Origin of the sequence: Bradyrhizobium sp. STM 3566 (assembly GCF_045571445.1) — a bacterium.
Classification (GTDB): domain Bacteria; phylum Pseudomonadota; class Alphaproteobacteria; order Rhizobiales; family Xanthobacteraceae; genus Bradyrhizobium; species Bradyrhizobium vignae.
Map to the genome: position 1 here is coordinate 4,853,587 of NZ_CP120692.1, position 18,822 is coordinate 4,872,408.

Sequence of the window (18,822 nt, forward strand, 5' to 3'; positions counted from 1 at the left end):
GGCCCGGTGCCGCGCATGTCGCGGCATCAAGCCGGATGAGGAATGACCACCCCTTCGAACGAAATCGAGGAACTCGAGCGCCGATTGCAGTCGGCCGCAGCCGAGAATGCGCAGCTGCGCAGTGAGCTTGCGATTGCACGCGATCGCCAGAGCGCAAGCGCCGAGATTTTGCGCACCATCGCGGCGTCGCCCTCCGACGCCCGGCCGGTCTTTGCGGCGATTGCGTCCAGCTCGAAGCGCCTGCTCGGCGGCTTCTCCGCCACCGTGCTTCAATTCATCGCCGACGAGCTGCATCTCGTGGCGTTCACGCCGACCAACGCGGAGGCGGACGAAAGGCTCAAGGCGTCGTTCCCGCGCAAGATCGCGGACTTCCCGACCTTTGCGCTGGTGCGTGGCGGCGAGACGATCCAGTTTCCCGACAGCGAGGCCGCTGACGTCCCGGAGCTGAACCGGGAGCTGGCGCGGCTGCGCGGCTTCCGCAGCGTGCTGTTCATGCCGCTGATGAACCGGGGCACGCCGGTCGGCATGATCAGCGTCACGCGCGCCGAGCCGGGCGCGTTCGCGGCCGACCTCGTACAACTCCTCCAGACCTTCGCCGACCAGGCCGTGATCGCGATCGAGAATGCGCGACTGTTCAACGAGACCAAGGAAACGCTCGAACGCCAGATCGCCACTGCGGAGATCCTGAAGGTGATGGCGGCCTCCCCGTCCGACGTGCAGCCGGTGTTCGATGCCATCGCCACCAATGCCAACCGGCTGATCGGCGGCTTCTCCACCGCGGTGCTGCGCTATACCGACGGTGCCGCGCACCTTGCGGCATTCACGCCGACCGATCCGGCCGGCGATCGCGTGCTCCAGGCTTCCTTCCCGGTGCCGTTCACACAGTTCCCGCCCTACCAGCTCGTGGCCAATGGCGCCGCCGCGCAACTTCCCGACACCGAGCTCGAGCCGGCCGCGCGCGACATCGCGCGTGCCCGAGGCTATCGCAGCATGCTGTTCACGCCGCTCATGAGCGAGGGCGAGGCCATCGGCATCATCATCGCCACGCGCCGCGCGACCGGCGCGTTCGCCGAGCATCACGTGCGGCTGCTGCAGACCTTCGCGGACCAGGCCGTGATCGCGATCAAGAATGTCAGCCTGTTCAACGCGACCAGGGAGGCACTGGAACGTCAGACCGCGACCGCCGACATCCTCAAGGTGATCGCGGCCTCACCGTCGGATGTCACGCCGGTGTTCCAGGCCATCTCCGACAGCGCCAAGGCGCTGATCGGCGGGCACTCCTCTACCGTCACTCGCGTCATTGACGGTATGCTGCATCTGGCCGCCTTCACCACCGACAACGAAGCCGGCAATGCCGATCTGCTCAGCTCCTTCCCGACGCCGCTATCTTCGTCAGGCATTCACAGCCGGGTGGCGCGGAGCGGCGAGTATGCCTTCCGCAGCGACATGCAGAACGAGCCTGATCTCACCGAGGCCATGAAGGAGCTGGCACGGACGCGTGGCTATCGCAGCATCCTGGTGGTGCCGATGCTGCGCGACGGCGTCACGATCGGCACCATCGCCGTCACGCGGCGGGAGCCCGGGCATTTCCCCGACAAGGCGATCAACCTGCTCAAGACCTTTGCCGACCAGGCCGTGATCGCGGTCGAGAACACCCGCCTGTTCAACGAGGTGCAGGACCGCACCAGCGAGCTTGCCAAATCGCTCGATGATCTGCGCGCAGCACAAGACCGGCTGATTCAGACCGAGAAGCTGGCCTCGCTCGGCCAGCTCACTGCCGGCATTGCCCATGAGATCAAGAACCCGCTCAACTTCGTCAATAATTTCGCATCGCTCTCCGCCGAGCTGACTGCGGAGCTGAACGAGGTGCTCGCGCCGGTCCCCCTCGCAGGCGATCTCCGCGCGGAGGTCGACGAGCTGACGGGGCTTCTGAAGGACAATCTGCAGAAGGTCGTGCAGCACGGCCGCCGCGCCGATTCCATCGTCAAGAACATGCTGCTGCATTCGCGCGAAGGCGGCGGCGAGCATGGGCTGAGCGACATCAACGCGCTGGTCGAGGAGAGCCTCAACCTCGCCTATCATGGCGCACGCGCCGAGAAGCCGGGATTCCACGTGACGCTGAAGCGCGAGCTCGATCCTGCGGCGGGACACGCCGAAGTGTTTCCGCAGGAGATCACCCGCGTGCTGCTGAACCTGATCTCGAACGGCTTCCACGCGGTCACCAGGCGCAAGGCGGATGTGGCCGCCGACTACGAGCCGACGGTAATCGCCGCGACGCGAGATCGCGGCGATCACATCGAGATCACCATCCGCGACAACGGTACCGGCATTCCGGACGAGGTGAAGGAGAAGATGTTCAATCCGTTCTTCACCACCAAGCCGGCCGGCGAAGGCACCGGGCTCGGGCTGTCGATGAGCCACGACATCGTCGTGAAGCAGCACGGCGGCACGATCGACGTCGCGACGGAGCCCGGCGCGTTTACAGAGTTCACGATCCGGCTGCCGCGGAAGAGCAGCTTCCCGGGCGCAAGCCGCTGAGACTTACTCGGCCATCTCGACGGATTGCTGGACCGAGGGCCCGGCCAGCGGCCGCTCCTCCATCGCGATCAGGCACAGCGCAGCGGTGGTCATCAGCGCGGTGGCGGCGCCGAACACGTAGCGGAAAGCGTGCCGCATGTCGTCGGCGGGTATCGCGACGGCGCCCGCGGCGTGATGCTCGCCGGCGAGCGGGAGGTCGGTACCGAGTGCGATGAGCAGGATCGCTGCGAACGCGGCGACCGTGAACGAGGACATCAGCGAGCGGAAGAAGTTCATCGCACCGGTAATGGTGCCGACTTGCGGACGCGCGACCGAATTCTGCAACGAGACCACGCACACCGGGAAGGTCGTGCCGAGCCCAAGCGCGAACGCGGCCATCAGCAACAGCAGGCCCCAGAGCGGCAAGGTGGTGACCGTGAGCCCGAATCCGCACAGCGCAGCCCAGGACGTGCCGACGATGGCGACGCGCTTGTAGTGCTTGGCCCGCGCCATGGTGCGGCCGGCAATCGCCGCGCCGCAGGTCGAGACCGCCGCGAGCGGAATCAGGGCAAGCCCCGCCTCGCTGGCGGTGAGATGATAGACCTGCTCGTAATAGAGCGGCAGCTGCACGGTGAGGCCGGTGATCGCCCCCAACCCGCAGCCGCCGGCCGTCAGCGCGAAAGGCGCCACCGATCCTGTCAGCAACGGCAGCGGCAGAAACGGCTCGTCGGCGCGCCGGGCGTGCCACACGAATGTCATCGCGAGCGCGACGGCGGCGCCCACCATCGCAAGCACGATCGGTGATAGCCAGGCATAGCGCGTACCGCCCCAGGTCAGCACCAGCATGAAGACGACGGCGGCAGCCATCAGCAGAACCCCGCCGAGCCAGTCGACCTTGCGCTTGCGGTGGAACACCGGGATCTTGCTCATCTTGGGCAGCAGCAGAGCGAGCGCGGCGGCCGCAAGCGGCAGGTTGATCCAGAAAATCATCGACCAGTGCAGATGCTCGGCGAAGACGCCGCCGATGACCGGGCCGAGGATGCCGCCGACCATCCAGACGCTGGAGAAATAGGCTTGGTATTGCCCGCGCTCGCGCGGGCTGACGACGTCGGAGATCACGGTCTGCACTACCGGCATGATGCCGCCACCGCCGAGGCCCTGAAGCCCGCGCGCCAGGATCAGCATCGGCATGTTCGGCGCGATCGCGCACAGCACCGAGCCCGCGACGAACAGGCTGAGCGAGATGATGATCATGACGCGGCGGCCGTAGATGTCGCTCAGTGTGCCGAACACCGGCGCGACCGCAGTCGAGGCGAGCAGATAGGCGGTGATCACCCAGGAAAGATTGGAGACGTCCTGAAACTGGCGTCCGATGGTCGGCAGCGCAGTCGCCACGATGGTCTGGTCCAGCGCTGCCAGAAACATGGTCAGCATCAAGCTGATGACGATGGTGCGGACCTCGTCCCGTGACAGCGGCACCGGCGGCGCGATGGACGGCGCATCATCGACGCTCAACACTTCGCTGGGAAGGCGGGACAGCTCTTCGGCGATGTCCTCAGGCAACGTTTGGACGTCGGCAGCGCTCTGCCGTTCGAACTTGTTCATCTCGATCGGACGTCATGTGGCGGCGCAACGCCGCGAAGGAATCGTTCTATGCAGCGCAATGTAGACAGCAAAGCTTTTCCCAGGCAGGCACCGCGGCGCATGGGTGCATCCCGCCCCGGGGCCATCCCGAAGACGTGATCCGATCGCGCGGCGGATCAGTCCTTCGGGCGTCGCTTCAGGCGGGCCCGTTTCGGCAAGGTCGCCGGCCATTGCACGATGTGGTCCTCGAGCTCCTCGTCCGGGACCTCTTCCTCGCTGCCCTCCACCCGGCCGCGCACGGAGACGCCGGCTTCATGCACGGTGTTGGGATCGCCCGACACCAGCGGATGCCACCAATAGAGGTCGCGCCCCTCCGCGACGAGCTTGTAGCCGCAGCTCGGCGGCAGCCAGTTCAGGGTGCGGACATTGGCCGGGGTCAGGCGGACGCAGTCCGGAACCTTGTCGGAACGATTCGGATAGTCCTTGCAGGCGCAGCTGGCACCATCGAGCAGCTTGCAGCCGATATGGGTGAAATAGATATGCCCGGTGTCCTCGTCCTCGAGCTTGTTCAGGCAGCAGCGACCGCAGCCGTCGCACAGGCTCTCCCATTCGTCCCCAGACATCTCTTCCAACGTCTTGGTTTTCCAGAAGAATCCTTCCTGGCCGGAAGGTCGTTTGGGAGCTGCGGTCATACGCCTCAACAACAATTCGAAAGAGCTACGGCAACCCCATCTAGGGCGCGCGGCGGCAAGGGTGCAAGCGAGGCCCCTTTGAAGCCCGTAAAGAACCGGGGTCAATTGGACCTGTTGTTCAAAATCCCGAGCGTGACCATTGGTTTATAGGCCCCGCTCGGCTAGAAGAAAAAGCAAGTCCCTCGGATGCTGGCCGGGCGCCTTGGGTTTGCCGCAACATTCCCGCAAGACGTCTCGATGCCGCCCCGGCCGGGTGCTTGAACGCTTTCGAAGCAAGCCTCAAGGGTTCTAGGTGCGCCAGATCATACCACCGCATTGGAAGCAGAGGGTCCGGAATTTCTTCCTCGACCTCGATGCGCGCATCGACTCCTCGCTGTTTTCCTCGGCCAAGGGCATCCGCGAGCTCTACGAGCGCTACTCGACCTTCATGGACCGCTTCTATGTCGGGCGCTGGAAGCGCTGGGTGTTCATCGAGCCGCTGTCTGAGGCGGCAACCCTCGGGCTCGGCGGCCTGGTCGTGATGCTCACCCTCGCCATTCCCGCCTTCCGCGAGACCGCGGACGAGGACTGGCTGAAGAAGTCCGACCTCGCGGTGACGTTCCTCGACCGCTACGGCAGCCCGATCGGCAGCCGCGGCATCAAGCACAACGACTCGATCCCGCTGGAAGATTTCCCCGACGTTCTGATCAAGGCGACGCTGGCGACCGAGGACCGCCGCTTCTACGAGCATTTCGGCATCGACATCGCCGGCACCGCGCGCGCGCTCGTCACCAACGCCCAGGCCGGCGGCGTGCGCCAGGGCGGCTCCTCGATCACCCAGCAGCTCGCCAAGAACCTGTTCCTGAGCAACGAGCGCACCATCGAGCGCAAGGTCAACGAAGCCTTCCTCGCGGTCTGGCTGGAATGGCGCCTGACCAAGAACGAGATCCTCAAGCTTTATCTCGACCGCGCCTATATGGGCGGCGGCACCTTCGGCGTCGACGGCGCGGCGCATTTCTACTTCAACAAGTCGGCGCGCGACGTCACGCTGGCGGAAGCGGCGATGCTCGCCGGCCTGTTCAAGGCGCCGACGAAATACGCCCCGCACATCAACCTGCCCGCCGCCCGCGCCCGCGCCAACGTCGTGCTCGACAACCTCGTCGATGCCGGCTTCATGACCGAGGGCCAGGTGTTCGGCGCCCGCCGCAACCCGGCCTTCGCCGTCGACCGCCGCGACGAGGCATCGCCGAACTATTATCTCGACTATGCCTTCGACGAGATGCGCAAGCTGGTCGACACCTTCCCGAAGTCCTACACCGAGCGCGTCTTCGTGGTCCGCACCGCGATTGACACCAACGTGCAGAAGGCCGCCGAAGACGCGATCGAGAACCAGCTGCGCCAGTTCGGCCGCGATTATCACGCAACGCAAGCGGCGACCGTCGTCGCCGACCTCGATGGCGGCATCCGCGCCATGGTCGGCGGCCGCGACTATGGCGCCAGCCAGTTCAACCGCGCCACCGACGCCTATCGCCAGCCCGGCTCGTCGTTCAAGCCTTACGTCTACACCACGGCGCTCTTGAACGGCTTCACGCCCAACTCGATCGTGGTCGACGGCCCGGTCTGCATCGGCAATTGGTGCCCGCAGAACTATGGCCATTCCTATTCCGGCTCGGTGACGCTGACGCAGGCGATCACGCGCTCGATCAATGTCGTACCGGTGAAGCTGTCGATCGAGATCGGCCGGCGGGAGCAGCCGAAGGCGCCGAACCCGGCCAAGGTCGGCCGCGCCAAGATCGTCGAAGTCGCCCGCCGCTTCGGCATCAAGGCGCCGTTGCCCGACACGCCGTCGCTGCCGATCGGCTCGGACGAAGTCACCGTGCTCGAGCATGCCGTCGCCTACGCGACCTTCCCGAACCGCGGCAAGGCGGTGACGCCGCATACAGTGCTGGAGGTGCGTACCGGCGCCGGCGATCTCGTCTGGCGGTGGGATCGCGACGGCCCGAAGCCGAAGCAGGCGATTCCGCCGAACATCGCCGCCGACATGGCGGGCATGATGAGCCACGTCGTCAGCGAAGGCACCGCGCGACGCGCGGCGCTCGACGGCATTCCGACTGCGGGCAAGACCGGCACCACCAATGCGTATCGCGACGCCTGGTTCGTCGGCTACACCGGCAATTTCACCTGCGCGGTGTGGTACGGCAACGACGACTATTCGCCGACCAACCGCATGACCGGTGGCTCGCTGCCGGCGCAGACCTGGCACGACATCATGGTCGCCGCGCATCAGGGCGTCGAGGTCCGGGAGATCCCCGGCATCGGCATGGGTCAGAAGCTGCCGCCGCAGCCTGTGAGCAACGCGCAAGCCAATGCGGCGCCGAAGGTGCTGGAGACCAAGCCCGGCCCGCCGCCGGTACTGACCAAGCGCGGCGCCGACATCCTTGTGCGCGTCGAGAAGCTGCTTGATGATGCGGCCAAGACTGCGAACAAATCGACGGCAAATGACAGCAAGCCGGCCTCGTCGACGAGCGCGCTCGCCTTCCCGCAGAATTATGCGGAAGAGAATGCCAACGCATCCGCTCCGCGCAAGAACTGATCGAAACCCGTGCGGCTGATCCTGATCACATTGACGGCGCTTCTCCTCGCGACGGTGGTCGGCTTGGGTGCGACCTGGATGACGACGACGCGCGGCACCGAGATCGGCGCACTGACCATCGGCGCCTGGACGGCGCGGCCGCGCACCGGCACTGCCGACGTCGACCCCTATTCGCGTGCCACCATCGTTCGCAACGGCGAGCTGCCGATCGGCACCGGCGACGGCGTCGCCTTCACCGCCACCACCGACGACCAGAAGAAGGCGCTCGACGGCCGCTGTGACGTCGTCGTCTCCGGCGTGACGCCGCCGGCGCGGTTCTGGACGCTGACGCTGTACGACCGCAAGGGCCATCTCGTCGCCAACTCGCTTGCCCGCTACGGCTTCACCAGCCAGGAGATCGTGCGCTCCTCCGACGGCTCGTTCGAGATCCGCATCGCCTCGCGCTCGCGCGCCGGCAACTGGCTGCCGACCGGCGGCATCGAGCGCTACGCGCTGATGCTGCGCCTCTACGACACGCCGGTCGGCGTTGCGACGCGCACCCAGCGCGATGCGCCGATGCCGAGCATCACCACGGTGGGCTGCTCATGATCCGGCTCGCGTTCACCATCATCGCCGGCGTGGTGCTGGGCCTCGTGGTCCATCTCGTCAGCGTGCTGGCGCTGCCGCGGATCGCCACGCAGGATGCCTATTCGCGGCTGACGCCGATGACGAAGGTGAACGCCGTCACCCAGCTTCCCCTCGCCGACCCCAACAATTCGCCGATGCCGTTCATGGACCCGGCCTTTGCGCTGGCGATCTGCCGCTATGACCTCTCGGGCGGGCCGATCAAGCTCACCGTGCCGGTGAGCCAGGCCTACACCTCGGTGTCGTTCTACACCCGTAACGAGATCGCCTACTACGCCATCAACGACCGCTCGGCCGGCAAGAAGGTGATCGAGCTCGACCTGATGACGGAAGCGCAGCACAACGAGCTGCCCGAGGACGAAGAGGTCACCGCAGCCGACCGCCTGATCATCGACTCTCCCAGCACCACCGGCCTGATCCTGATGAAGGCACTCGCCCCGGAGCCCAGCCTGATGCAGCAGGCGCAAGCAACGCTTGCAGCTGCGACCTGCGCGCCGCAGACCGAGCCGCCGGCCAAGGCCGAGACGCCGCGCGGCCGCCGTTGAGCGCTGCCATATCGGCAGTGCAAGACAAAAACTGCGAAAACAACCCCATGCACAGTAGCGGGGGCATTGAAATCATTACGTTCTTCGGTCGGCGATGACGAAGCCACCGGACGGACGTGTACGCTCCCTTTGACTCGTCGGGCAAAACAGGGGCATACTGGCATCATCGAGAGTTCGTCACACCCGCGCGGAGCAATCCGTCGCGGGTGTTTTCATTTGGGAGCACGGAGCATAGTCAGCAGCAGGTCATAATGTGAAGGAGCGTTGCGATGCTCGTTAGTTCGCTCCATTTGCGCTCTGTTTCCTTCAGATTGTTTGTCGCTTCGAAGCGACTAAGTCGCTTCTAGCTACGCAGATGTCTTTCTCAGTCATCACTTGAATGGCGTAATCTTCGTGGTGGTAGACCGAACGAGAAGCGATTGAACTCGCCTTTCCGAGTAGACGCGGCAAGCCTCCCTGCTCTAACCGCATGGGGGCATGCTTCATCGTGCCAAGCCAGTCCGATCGGTATCTTTGCGGAAAGCGGACAGTGAATGTCATTGCAACTGCGGTAGAGCCAGGAGTAGCCTCAGGCCCTTGATACCGTTCTCCGACTCTAGAATGCGACACGCGACACGTCATTCTCGCGAGCTCGTGGTTGCCCTATCTTTTGACCTAAGCCTCTGTAGCAGGCGACTAACACGACTCCGCGGGTGATGAAAAACAGGATGAAAGCGATCCACAAACCTTCGTTGCCTAACGGACCTACGAGCAACCGTTGCAGAACGACAAAAACTAAGGCTCCTGCGGCTGCCCCCCAAAGCATTGGCTTAGCGGAAGTTGCCCCGATGAATATCCCGTCAAATTGATAGCTCCACACCGCTAGCACTGGCCACAAAGCGACGAGGTGGAGCTGCCGCTCAGCCGCGGCAAGCACCCCCTCGACGTTGGTAAATGCTGCCACGATCGCTCCTCCACCGATACCGTAGACAAGCGTCATGGCCATCGCGACCACAAAAGACCAGAACGCCGTTCGCGCCGACCAGAAATAAAAGAGAGCACGGTCGCCGGCCCCCGTGGCCTCGCCGATCAAGGTTTGGGTCGCGCTGCTCATCCCAACGATCGCTAGCGTGGCCACAAAGACCAGTTGGAGCAAAACGTGGTTCGCGGCCAACACCTCATCACCCAAGCGTGCGCCACAAACTGACATCATCGCAAACACGATCTGGACGCACAAAGTTCGCATAAAAAGGAAAGTGTTGACTGTCGCTTGCTCGCGGAAATGCGCCAGGTGCCAGAACCCGGCGCGCCGAACGGTGGCTGCCGAACGGGCGGGACGAATTAGCCGCACCAACCACGCAACCCCTGCCGCTGCGGCGCCCCATTCGGCAATCAAGTTACCGGTAGCCGCACCAGCAACCCCCCATCCCAGCCCGACGACAAAAGTCACAGTAAGCAAGGTATTTAGAGCATTCAGGATAAGATCGAGGCCCAATGAAATTCGCGCCCGTTGAGTACCGATCAGAAAGCCTTCAATTGACATGCTCATGAAGATTGCAGGCGCGCTCAGCATCCGAATTCCGAGATAGGTACTGGCAGCTTCGGCTGCTTCCGGCGACGGATTCCAGACACGCACGGTCAGTTCCCGAAGTACGGGAGATAGAAGAGCTACCAGGAGCCCCAATCCAGCGGCCATGACGAGGGAGCGCATTGTAACTTCGATAATCTGCCGACGCCGACCGAATCCAAAGGATTGGGCCACAAAACCAACGGTGCTCATATAGAGGAAGCTGAACAACACATAGAGGTTGATCATAAAGAACGTGCCGACTGCCAGGCCCGCCAACGGAGCTTCACTGCCAAGGTGACCGATCGCCCAGATATCGACGATTCCGACTAAAGCGCCCGATATGTTGGCCAGCATGGCAGGCCCAGCAACACGCCAGATCCTTCTATCGGCTTCCCGCTTAGGATTAGTCTGTATCAATGCAAGCCCAGCAGTCATAGTCTGCCACTTCCCCATCATCTACACGTCCCAGTTGCCGCATAGATGAGCCCTTCACACCGGCTATGGTCAAGCGCCGCAACAGTAACGAGCCCCTCCATTGGGCCCCACGCTCGGCGGCATTGTCTCGTCCTGGCTCGGGTGGCGTTGGATATTCCTGGCGAATATTCCGGCTTGCGTCTTAGTTGCCTGGGGCATCCCCCATCTTGTTGGCGAAGCAAAGGAGCCTTCACCTCGTCCGCTCGACTTCGTCGGGATGATCATCCTGACAGCTGCCCTCTTCGTGCTGATAGAGGCTCTTCTCTACGGTCGGACTGCAAGGATGACGCTCGTGGTCGGCTGTGGCATTGCACTCGTGCTATTTTTCGTCTTCGCGCTTCAACAAAGAAGGCGTGCGCAGCCCATCTTCGACCCAGTCGTCTTTTGCGTCCCGCGATGGTTGGGATTGCTGTGCTTCTCGCCGCGGTTTCGATCGGGTACTGGGCCATGCTCGTCTACCTGCCGCCGTTTCTCAGCGCGTCCCTTGGCGTGAGCGCCGACACGGGCGGCATCGTCATGTTGGCGGCAACCTTGCCAATGTTGTTCGTGCCACCGCTCGGGGGCAGAATTGTACCCGCGCTCGGATGGCGATGGTATTTCACATTGGCTCTCGCGATCATGACCATCGGGAGCGCAGGTTTCGTTGCGGCGCTGACAGCCAACGGCACCCCAAATCAATGGCCAGTGATATTGGCTATGATTGTCGTCGGACTCGGCGCCGCCCTGGCACATCCTCAGTTGTCCGGTGTCGTCGTTGCCTTGGTTCCTAGTGAGCAAGCCGGCATGGCATCGGCGGTGACCATCGTCATGCGACAAGCGGGCTTTGCCGTCGGTATCGCGGCGTTTGGAGCGCTACTGAGTTCCTCGGATCGAGCTGTGGCATACTTCTGGCCCTTCGTGGGCACTGGCTTGGCGTGCGCATTGGGAACGCTGGCAGCCGTGATTTTGCTTCCACCGCGCCTTCCGGAAAGCTAGCGGAGCCGGCTTGTGGAGGTCGGCTAATGGTCTGCGATCTGCTGCGTATCATTTCCGGCGTGAGACCCTCGGCTGTCGATCAAACACATCCGAGGACGCCCTTATGTCACATGAATACGGTCTGGACCGTAGAAGCCGAAGTCGGCGTTGTTGACGAGCACATCGACCCCGTCCAACTCACGCAGGATGGCATCGACCGTCGCCGGATCACGGCCTCATTCGAAATATCCATTCGCAGAGATCTCGCTTTGCGCAGTCGATACTGTCGTGGGTGTGGATGGTGCCGATTCCTTGGCGAAAGCGGCGCGGCACCAGCTTGGAACAAGTCGCTTGCCCACGCCGTTTCCTCAACTGGAGAGGAAACACAGATGAAAACAGCAACGCTTACTTTGGCGATCTTACTGGCCTGCTCGACCGGCTATGCCTCGGCCCATAGCGCCAAACGCCATCACCACCACGGGTGGTTCAATTCGATGAACATGATGCACGGCCCCGGCCGGACCGCCGCCAGAACCGACCCGAATGGGACGGCCGGCGGGCCGACGAGCGTCAGCGGCACCGGCCCGTCAAAGTTCGGGGGGCAAATCCCCGGGGCCAGCGGCGCGGCACGACAGTAGTTTCTGCGAATTGCAGTCTCAACGTACGCTTGGGCTTGTCCCAGGCGTAGTCGTGGCAGCTCGATCAGAATGCGGTTCTCGGGGCGACGGAAGCCGAATTGCCTTGCGTCATAACCCAAGCGCGATCTCGGCCCATTTCAACATGCGGTCGCTATTGAGGAACGCCAGCACCGCCGGCTCCAGTGACGCGGGCGCGCCCTGTCCAACCAAGGCCGTCGCGGCCACCATGTCGCAGCGCTGATTGAAGGCGAGTGAGAGCGCGGCATTGCGATGTCCCTCGATGCGATAAGCCCGGCTGCGGCCGCGCATCGCACCGACGACGATCTCTCGGCCGGCAGCGATTGGCGTTGCCTTGCCGATCAGCGCCAGGTCGCCCATTTGCTCGAGGTCGCCATCGTCGGCGATGCCGGTGGCGCAATTGCAGAAGCCGAGCTTGGCGCGAACGTAGAGCTGGACCTCGCCGCCGCAATCCTCGGCCTTGCAGCGGAACGCCTTTCCTTTCCCCCAGGGATCTGCGGCGAAAGGCCAGTCGGTTTCCGTCCACACCGGGCGGACATCGCCGGACGCCGCTGTTGTGCGGGCCGGTTCGCCGGATCGCGATATCCAGAACGCAGCGGCTGCGCAGAGCAGTGCGGCGGCTGCGCTGATCGCAATAAATTTGCTTGTCAGGCGCATGGCAGCTGTCGCGGCACTTCTACTAATTCTGAGCCATGAACTTTCGCGCCGCCGCGAGGTCCTCCCGCGAGGAGTCGCCATTGCGCGCCATGTCGACGACTTTCGCGTAGTACTGGCGTGCCTTCACCGCATCACCCGCCTTCTCGGCGGCGCGAGCGGCGCCGATCGTCGCGCCGAAGCGGTTCGGCTCCTTGCGCATGGTGCTTTCGAACGCGGCCAATGCTTCTGTCGCCATGCCGCGCTCGAGCAGCATGGTTCCGTAAAGCTCGCGTGCCGGGGCAAGCGGTCCCGGCGTCACGATGGATTTTTCGGTCTTGTCTTCGGCATCGGCGGCAAGGCGCATCGCTTCCAACGCCTCCGCCTGTTTCCCTTGGGCATTGAGCTGCCAGGCCGTGGCGACCTGCCGCTGAATGTCGACGATCTCGGCCCAATAGGCGTCCTTGTCCTGCTGCAGCTTGTCGCGCAGCTCCGCCAGCTTGGCGATATCAGCCGTTGCTGCGTCTGCATTGCCGGAGCGCGCGGCGCCAAGGGCGCGGGCGAAACAGGTGATCGCATCGACATAGGCAAATCGGCTCGGCTCGACCTTCAGCGCGGCGGCGCCCTGCCAATCACCGCGCTCGACCATATAGCGCGCCTGGCTGGCCGCTATCGCGTAGGGACCGGCGCGCACGGAAGGTGCATAGCCCGTGGTCGCAACCATGTCCGCGATGACGTCGCGGGCTCGGCTGTCCTGCGCAAGCTGGAGCAGGGCGTAGACCATATAGTCGTCGGCATGCAGCTGCTCGCTGGGATCCTTGCCCTCCTTGGCAGCCTTGGCGGAACGGCTATTGGCCTCGATGGATTCGTTCCAGTAGCCGACGCGCGTGAAGATGTGCGACGGCATATGCAAAGCGTGCGGCGCCGCCGGCGCGATCTCGGAATACCGCTTGGCGGCGTCGAGGCCTTTCTCGGCAATCGCCGGATAGTCGTAGAGGTGGATCAGATAATGGGCGACGCCGGGGTGCCGTGGCTGCCGCTTGAAGATCGGCTCCAGGATGGCCGCGCCCTTGAGCTGGTTGGCATAGGTCTTGTCGTTTGGTGAGGCCGTGACATTCAGCGTGATGGCGTAGGCGATCTGCGCCTCGTCATCGTCGGGGTAGCGCGCGGCGACGGCTTCGGTTGCCTTGAGATAGGCCTGCGCGCGCTGGCCAAACGTCGTCTTTTCGTCGCCCGAATAGAACGCCAGCAGCGCGTCGATATAGTCACGTTCGCGTTCGCTCTTGGCGCCGAGTGCCTTGGCCTTCTGCAGCGCCGCGAGGCCCTCGGCGAGGTTTTCCTTCGGGGCGGGAAAATGCGGGTTGTACAGCAGGCTCAGGGCAATGCCCCAATAGGCGATCGCGCAGTCGGGATCGGCCTGCAATGTCTCCTCGAAAATCTCTTTCGCGGGCCGGTACCAGAACGAGTGCTGATAGCGCATCCCGCGGTCAAAGCGGCGCTGCGCCACCTCGTTGCAGGAGGTCTGGAAGTGGACCTTGCCAAACTGCTGGTCGGTCCCGTCCTCCGCGCGTGCCGCAGGTGTGGCGGAGATCGAGCCCAGGGTCGCGATGGCGAGAAGAGAGACGGTTCTCAAGGCGAGCGCGCGCATGGGCCCCTCCGTTTCTGTTCAGAATAATTTGGTCGGATGGCGCCGACAAAGGCCGAAGCGCCGAAGTTCGTCGTGCTGAAATGGGCGATGACAATTGCGTGTTGGAAGGATTTGCTCATTCGCGATGCGAGTCAATAGGAGCGTTAGGGAAGCACGCCTGTCAGGCTCCATCCGCCCGTGTGCGAAATCGTATCCTGACCGGCATTGGCCGAAACGCAGCCGTGCGGCACAGCGCGTCGTCGGGACTCATTCAAGCTCGGGCGCGCGGAACTGCGGCGCCTCCCTGCATTTCCCGCGGTCTGGGTGGCTCCGATGGCAGGAGCTGTCAGGCGACAGATGGACGCAATCGCAAATCACTCGCCGCGTTGCAGTCGCAAATGTCGTGAGCTATCGATTTGAAAAACCGATCTTGAATCGGAGGTACGCATGAGCACCATCACCGGCGGCTGTCACTGCGGCGCAATCCGTTATGAGGTCCAGGGCGACGCGATGGTCCACGCGCTGTGCCACTGCCGCGATTGCCGGCTCCACGCCGGCGCCCCAGTCGTCGGCTGGACGATGTACGCGGAGGGTGCCGTCAAGGTGACGAAGGGCGAGCCGAAGGTGTACCGGTCTTCGGAACATGTCCGGCGGCACTTTTGCGCCGACTGCGGAACCGGCCTGTTCTATTTCAACGCCAGCATGCCTGGTATCGTCGACATCCAGAGCGCGACTTACGATGATCCCGAGGCCGTGCCTGTGACGATGCAGATCCAGGTCGCCGAGCGGCTGCGCTGGATGAAGCGGGCGCACGAACTGCCGGCATTCGACCGCTTTCCTCCGCAACCGTAGCGGCCGAAGATGACGCCGGCTCTTTTGCGGTCTTCCCGGGATTGGCAAGGCTCGTGGCGCCGCGCAGGGTTCTGAGCCGATCGGCTGCGAACCGATAAAGCGCATGAATGGCCGGACCGGATCTCCGGTTGACGCGGCGCCCATAGTTCCGTAACTCCAGATATATGGAAATAGAGAAAGCTGTCCTGGCACTCGCCGCGCTGTCCCAACCCACCCGTCTGGAGGCGTTCCGGACGCTGGTCAGACACGAGCCTGAAGGTCTTGCGGCCGGCGACCTCGCGCGCCTGCTGGAAGTCCCGCAAAACACGCTGTCGGCGCATTTGTCGATACTGAGCCGCGCCCGCCTCGTGTCTTCGGAGCGGCACAGCCGCTCGATCATCTATCGCGCCAGTCTCGGCGAATTTCGTGATGTTGCCGTCTTCCTGCTGCGCGATTGCTGCGGCGGCCGGCCGGAAGTTTGCGAGCCTGTCGTCGAGACCCTGCAATCGTGCTGCTCACCGAAACCCAGAGGGCGAGCCCGCTGATGGACAATTTCGCTCTCTCGCGGCGCCTCGCCGCCGAAGCGCTCGGCACGGGCATTCTCGTCGCCACCGTGGTCGGCTCCGGCATCATGGCGGAAACGCTGACCAAGGACGTCGCCCTTGCCCTGCTCTGCAATAGCTTGCCGACCGGCGCCATTCTGGTTGTCCTGATCACGGTGCTCGGCCCGGTCTCAGGCGCACACTTCAATCCCGCCGTGACACTGGTCTTCACCGGCAAGCGCGAGCTGCCGGCGAACGAGGCTGCGCTCTATGTCATCGCGCAAATCGCCGGCGGCATCGCGGGGACGGTGGCGGCGCATCTGATGTTCGCCCTGCCCCTGCTCGACCTCTCGACGAAAATTCGAACCGGAAGGCCGCAATGGTTCGCCGAAGCGGTGGCCGCCTTCGGGCTGGTTGCGACGATCCTGGCCGGCATCCGGTTTCAGCGGACGGCAGTGCCTTGGCTGGTGGGCCTCTATATCACCGCGGCCTATTGGTTCACGGCCTCCACCTCGTTCGCCAATCCGGCCGTGGCCATTGCGAGGTCGCTGACAAACACGTTCTCCGGCATCCGTCCCGCCGACCTGCCCGGCTTCATCCTTGCCGAGCTGTGCGGCGCCTTCGCCGGCATGCTGCTGATGAACTGGCTGCTCGGACGCTCACGCGCGTCCGCCTCAGTCGCAATCACGGAGACAACCCGATGACCGTCACCATTTATCACAACCACGCCTGCGGCACCTCACGCAACACGCTGGCGATGATCCGGCAGAGCGGCACCGAGCCCGTCGTCGTCGAATATCTCAAGACGCCGCCGTCGCGGGACAAGCTCAAGGAGCTGATCGCGACAATGGGCATTCCGGTCCGCGCGCTGCTGCGTGAGAAAGGGACACCCTATAAGGAGCTCGGCCTGGATGACCCAAAATGGACGGACGACCAACTGCTCGATTTCATGGTCGCCCATCCCATTCTCATCAACCGTCCGATCGTGGTGACGCCGAAGGGCACGCGCTTGTGCCGGCCGTCGGAAGCCGTGATCGATCTCCTGGACAATCCTGTCGGCCGCTTCGTCAAGGAAGACGGCGAAGTGGTCGAACCGCGCGGACGAAACTAAGCGACTTTCGGGACAGGCAGGTCGACCACCCCGGCACCACCGACTTGATGCGAATGTTTCGGAATTGCACCTTCGAACCATCATGATGGTCAAATGGATGCGCGCTCCGCTCTGATCCAACGAATGGATCCTTGAACTTGTCCGCACCACAGCGAGCGCCTGCGATTGTGCGGGACGGCTATCGACTCACTGCCGCTCACGATCGTCAGGATGAGTCCGCCAATCTCGACCCACTGTTTGATGATCCTGCCCGGACGGCTCAGCTCGCCCCATGTGCTCGGCTTCGTTGCCACCTTGCGCTTTCCAGTCACGGCCAATCTGGACGTCTTCGGCATCTCTCTTGTCCTGCCCCCGGGTCTGCTCGGCCTGCCGTGGCGTTTGATCCGGCAGCACCGGAGCGGCGGCCGGACCTGGCTGAGCCGGGGCCTTCTCCAATTCGGCGGCAAGCGAAGGACCAACAGTACAGGACAGCAGAACTGCCGTTGTCATTGCAAGAACGCGCATGGTTTCCTCCTCGGTTCGACGAAAGGGTCAGACCAGCACCCGAGTTCAGAAGCGATCGCAACCCCTGGCGCTGCACGGGACAACGCTCGAATAAGGCGCCTTGCTCCACGCCCATGCACTGAATTGATGCTCTGAATGACTTCGACTCCGTAAAGCACGCGCCTCGCTCGACGAGCATCATCGTCTGCAGCTCCCCTCCCTCGTAGCTCCCTCCCCTGAGCTCAACTCTTGGTGCTGGCCGTCTTGTCCAGCGCCGCACGCACGCCGCTCGCGAGCTTGATCGCATCGTCGTTGGCCCAGAAATGCATGAAGAACAGGCGCGGCTGCTCGTCCAGCATGTGGCTGTGCAACGCCGTCACGGCGATGCCATGCGATCGCAGCGCCTTGATCACCGGGTTGACCTCGTCGCCGGTCAGCACGAAGTCGCCGGTGATGGCCGCCTTGCCCGCGCCGGTCGGCTGGAAGTTGATGGCGGTCGCAACCCCCAGCGGCCCGACCGGGCTCAGCTGCATTCCCTGCTCGGTGACGGGATCACGGCGGGGCACGTTGAACTGGTAGACGCCGCCATTGGCCTGTCCCTTGACGCCGATGATCTGGTCGAGCTGCGCGGTGTCGAGATCGACGGCAGACGGCGGGGCCGCGGGAGCCGGCACGGAGAGCGGCGTCTTGCTTTCGGCGAGCGCCTCCTTGAGAGCCGTCGCGATCCTGACGGAATCGCCGTGTCCGGCCACGTGCATGTAGAACGTCGCAGGGCTCGCGCCGAGCAGATGGTTGTGCACGGCCGTGATCTCCAGCCCGTTCGCGATCATCTTCGTCATGACCGGGCTGATCTCGGATTCGAGCAGCACCAGATCGCCCATCGCCATGACGCCTCCATGGGCCGGCTTGAACGCGACCCAGCCGCCGAGCGCCAGCGCCGGCTTGATGGTCACGCCATCGAGCGTCACCGTGAGGTCGGTGCGGGGAAAACCGTAGCGATGCACATCGCCGGTGACGGCCGGCTTACGGCCGAGCGCGTCATCGACTTTCTGCCAGTCGACATCCTGTGCATGAGCGGTCGCGATGAAGCAGGCGCCGATGGCCATCAGCGCCGAGATTGTCTTGCGCATTGATCTCTTCCCTTGAGCTTGAATTCGGTTTCCGGAGCCGTCTCAGTTCCGCTCCTTGATCTGGCCGCTACTGTCGACGACGAGCCGCACCTGCTTGCCGTTCTTGATCGCCTTGGCGGTCGTTCCCTCGGCGGTCGACTTGATGTCGCTGACCTCGGTGTAGCCAGCCGCCTTGATCCTGGCGATGAGTTCGTCCTGGGTCAGCGCGCGTGCGGCCGAAGCGCCGCCCGTCAGCGCCAGAATGAGGAAAGCGTGGAGGATTGTCCGTGTGCGCATGGTCGTTCTCCTGTGTCCCCGC

18 protein-coding genes are annotated in these 18,822 nt (G+C 63.8%); 10 read left to right on the forward strand and 8 right to left on the reverse strand.

All coding sequences use genetic code 11. From position 1 onward, the window contains the following. The first annotated feature begins 42 nt into the window (after window positions 1-42). Window positions 43-2,538, forward strand: a complete 2,496-nt coding sequence (locus P6U27_RS23485; RefSeq protein ID WP_209294330.1) for a GAF domain-containing protein — start codon at window positions 43-45, stop codon at window positions 2,536-2,538. Between the two features lie 3 nt (window positions 2,539-2,541). Here the strand turns inward: P6U27_RS23485 and P6U27_RS23490 are convergent, their stop codons facing one another. Further along, the gene (locus P6U27_RS23490) at window positions 2,542-4,122 is read right to left on the reverse strand and encodes an MDR family MFS transporter (protein WP_122404117.1); all 1,581 of its coding nucleotides are present in this window, start codon (window positions 4,120-4,122) and stop codon (window positions 2,542-2,544) included. Window positions 4,123-4,277: 155 nt separating this feature from the next. Then, window positions 4,278-4,793, reverse strand: coding sequence for a YcgN family cysteine cluster protein (locus P6U27_RS23495; RefSeq protein ID WP_122404118.1), 516 nt, complete (start codon window positions 4,791-4,793; stop codon window positions 4,278-4,280). Window positions 4,794-5,085: 292 nt separating this feature from the next. Here P6U27_RS23495 and P6U27_RS23500 point away from each other — a divergent pair, with 292 nt between their 5' ends. Genes P6U27_RS23500 through P6U27_RS23510 form a run of 3 tightly spaced genes read left to right on the forward strand, consistent with a single transcriptional unit; the run spans window position 5,086 to window position 8,534 of the window. Then, window positions 5,086-7,365 (forward strand): transglycosylase domain-containing protein, encoded by a 2,280-nt coding sequence (locus P6U27_RS23500; protein ID WP_122404119.1) that lies wholly within the window; start codon window positions 5,086-5,088, stop codon window positions 7,363-7,365. A 9-nt stretch (window positions 7,366-7,374) separates the two neighbouring features. After that, window positions 7,375-7,953 carry a DUF1214 domain-containing protein gene (locus P6U27_RS23505; protein ID WP_122404120.1) on the forward strand — a complete coding sequence of 193 codons (579 nt, stop codon included), beginning with the start codon at window positions 7,375-7,377 and terminating at the stop codon, window positions 7,951-7,953. Beyond that, on the forward strand, window positions 7,950-8,534 hold the full coding sequence (locus P6U27_RS23510; RefSeq protein WP_122404121.1) for a DUF1254 domain-containing protein: 585 nt from the start codon (window positions 7,950-7,952) through the stop codon (window positions 8,532-8,534). The genes P6U27_RS23505 and P6U27_RS23510 overlap by 4 nt, the downstream gene beginning before the upstream one ends. Before the next feature lie 595 nt (window positions 8,535-9,129). Here the strand turns inward: P6U27_RS23510 and P6U27_RS23515 are convergent. Next, window positions 9,130-10,437: an MATE family efflux transporter gene (locus P6U27_RS23515; RefSeq protein WP_160118840.1), complete on the reverse strand. Its 1,308-nt coding sequence runs from the start codon at window positions 10,435-10,437 to the stop codon at window positions 9,130-9,132. Between the two features lie 516 nt (window positions 10,438-10,953). Here P6U27_RS23515 and P6U27_RS23520 point away from each other — a divergent pair. Continuing rightward, complete coding sequence (locus tag P6U27_RS23520) at window positions 10,954-11,532, forward strand: MFS transporter (RefSeq protein WP_283810996.1); 579 nt, start codon at window positions 10,954-10,956, stop codon at window positions 11,530-11,532. 110 nt (window positions 11,533-11,642) lie between these two features. Beyond that, window positions 11,643-12,149, forward strand: coding sequence for a hypothetical protein (locus P6U27_RS23525; RefSeq protein WP_209294332.1), 507 nt, complete (start codon window positions 11,643-11,645; stop codon window positions 12,147-12,149). 108 nt (window positions 12,150-12,257) lie between these two features. On the opposite strand, the gene P6U27_RS23530 is transcribed toward P6U27_RS23525, so the two are convergent. Beyond that, a complete protein-coding gene (locus P6U27_RS23530; RefSeq protein WP_122404126.1) occupies window positions 12,258-12,824 on the reverse strand; it encodes a hypothetical protein in 567 nt (188 codons plus the stop codon). A gap of 22 nt (window positions 12,825-12,846) precedes the next feature. Then, complete coding sequence (locus P6U27_RS23535) at window positions 12,847-14,448, reverse strand: hypothetical protein (RefSeq protein ID WP_122404127.1); 1,602 nt, start codon at window positions 14,446-14,448, stop codon at window positions 12,847-12,849. Window positions 14,449-14,874: 426 nt separating this feature from the next. Here P6U27_RS23535 and P6U27_RS23540 point away from each other — a divergent pair, with 426 nt between their 5' ends. The 4 genes from P6U27_RS23540 to arsC all read left to right on the forward strand — a co-directional run bounded on the left by P6U27_RS23540 (window position 14,875) and on the right by arsC (window position 16,911). Continuing rightward, entirely contained in the window at window positions 14,875-15,279 is a 405-nt protein-coding gene (locus tag P6U27_RS23540; RefSeq protein WP_209294333.1) for a GFA family protein, read from the forward strand. A gap of 164 nt (window positions 15,280-15,443) precedes the next feature. Then, window positions 15,444-15,803 carry a helix-turn-helix transcriptional regulator gene (locus tag P6U27_RS23545; protein ID WP_122404129.1) on the forward strand — a complete coding sequence of 120 codons (360 nt, stop codon included), beginning with the start codon at window positions 15,444-15,446 and terminating at the stop codon, window positions 15,801-15,803. Next, the gene (locus tag P6U27_RS23550) at window positions 15,803-16,504 is read left to right on the forward strand and encodes an MIP/aquaporin family protein (RefSeq protein ID WP_122404130.1); all 702 of its coding nucleotides are present in this window, start codon (window positions 15,803-15,805) and stop codon (window positions 16,502-16,504) included. The genes P6U27_RS23545 and P6U27_RS23550 overlap by 1 nt, the downstream gene beginning before the upstream one ends. After that, window positions 16,501-16,911: an arsenate reductase (glutaredoxin) gene (arsC, locus tag P6U27_RS23555; RefSeq protein WP_122404131.1), complete on the forward strand. Its 411-nt coding sequence runs from the start codon at window positions 16,501-16,503 to the stop codon at window positions 16,909-16,911. Before P6U27_RS23550 ends, arsC begins: the two co-directional genes overlap by 4 nt. A gap of 186 nt (window positions 16,912-17,097) precedes the next feature. Here the strand turns inward: arsC and P6U27_RS23560 are convergent, their stop codons facing one another. From P6U27_RS23560 to P6U27_RS23570, 3 genes are all read right to left on the reverse strand, one after another. Then, window positions 17,098-17,415: a hypothetical protein gene (locus P6U27_RS23560; protein WP_181956122.1), complete on the reverse strand. Its 318-nt coding sequence runs from the start codon at window positions 17,413-17,415 to the stop codon at window positions 17,098-17,100. Window positions 17,416-17,636: 221 nt separating this feature from the next. Beyond that, complete coding sequence (locus P6U27_RS23565; protein ID WP_122404132.1) at window positions 17,637-18,524, reverse strand: DUF1259 domain-containing protein; 888 nt, start codon at window positions 18,522-18,524, stop codon at window positions 17,637-17,639. 42 nt (window positions 18,525-18,566) lie between these two features. Next, window positions 18,567-18,800: a hypothetical protein gene (locus P6U27_RS23570; RefSeq protein WP_122404133.1), complete on the reverse strand. Its 234-nt coding sequence runs from the start codon at window positions 18,798-18,800 to the stop codon at window positions 18,567-18,569. Window positions 18,801-18,822: the final 22 nt, after the last annotated feature.

Coding starts and splice junctions, on each gene's coding strand:
- P6U27_RS23510 (WP_122404121.1), top strand. CDS start 7,950: ATGATCCGGCTCGCGTTCACCATCATCGCCGGCGTGGTGCTGGGCCTC.
- P6U27_RS23530 (WP_122404126.1), bottom strand. CDS start 12,824: ATGCGCCTGACAAGCAAATTTATTGCGATCAGCGCAGCCGCCGCACTG.
- P6U27_RS23515 (WP_160118840.1), bottom strand. CDS start 10,437: ATGCTGGCCAACATATCGGGCGCTTTAGTCGGAATCGTCGATATCTGG.
- P6U27_RS23545 (WP_122404129.1), top strand. CDS start 15,444: ATGGAAATAGAGAAAGCTGTCCTGGCACTCGCCGCGCTGTCCCAACCC.
- P6U27_RS23540 (WP_209294333.1), top strand. CDS start 14,875: ATGAGCACCATCACCGGCGGCTGTCACTGCGGCGCAATCCGTTATGAG.
- P6U27_RS23525 (WP_209294332.1), top strand. CDS start 11,643: ATGAATACGGTCTGGACCGTAGAAGCCGAAGTCGGCGTTGTTGACGAG.
- P6U27_RS23485 (WP_209294330.1), top strand. CDS start 43: ATGACCACCCCTTCGAACGAAATCGAGGAACTCGAGCGCCGATTGCAG.
- P6U27_RS23565 (WP_122404132.1), bottom strand. CDS start 18,524: ATGCGCAAGACAATCTCGGCGCTGATGGCCATCGGCGCCTGCTTCATC.
- arsC (WP_122404131.1), top strand. CDS start 16,501: ATGACCGTCACCATTTATCACAACCACGCCTGCGGCACCTCACGCAAC.
- P6U27_RS23570 (WP_122404133.1), bottom strand. CDS start 18,800: ATGCGCACACGGACAATCCTCCACGCTTTCCTCATTCTGGCGCTGACG.
- P6U27_RS23560 (WP_181956122.1), bottom strand. CDS start 17,415: ATGCGCGTTCTTGCAATGACAACGGCAGTTCTGCTGTCCTGTACTGTT.
- P6U27_RS23550 (WP_122404130.1), top strand. CDS start 15,803: ATGGACAATTTCGCTCTCTCGCGGCGCCTCGCCGCCGAAGCGCTCGGC.
- P6U27_RS23490 (WP_122404117.1), bottom strand. CDS start 4,122: ATGAACAAGTTCGAACGGCAGAGCGCTGCCGACGTCCAAACGTTGCCT.
- P6U27_RS23520 (WP_283810996.1), top strand. CDS start 10,954: ATGGTTGGGATTGCTGTGCTTCTCGCCGCGGTTTCGATCGGGTACTGG.
- P6U27_RS23535 (WP_122404127.1), bottom strand. CDS start 14,448: ATGCGCGCGCTCGCCTTGAGAACCGTCTCTCTTCTCGCCATCGCGACC.
- P6U27_RS23495 (WP_122404118.1), bottom strand. CDS start 4,793: ATGACCGCAGCTCCCAAACGACCTTCCGGCCAGGAAGGATTCTTCTGG.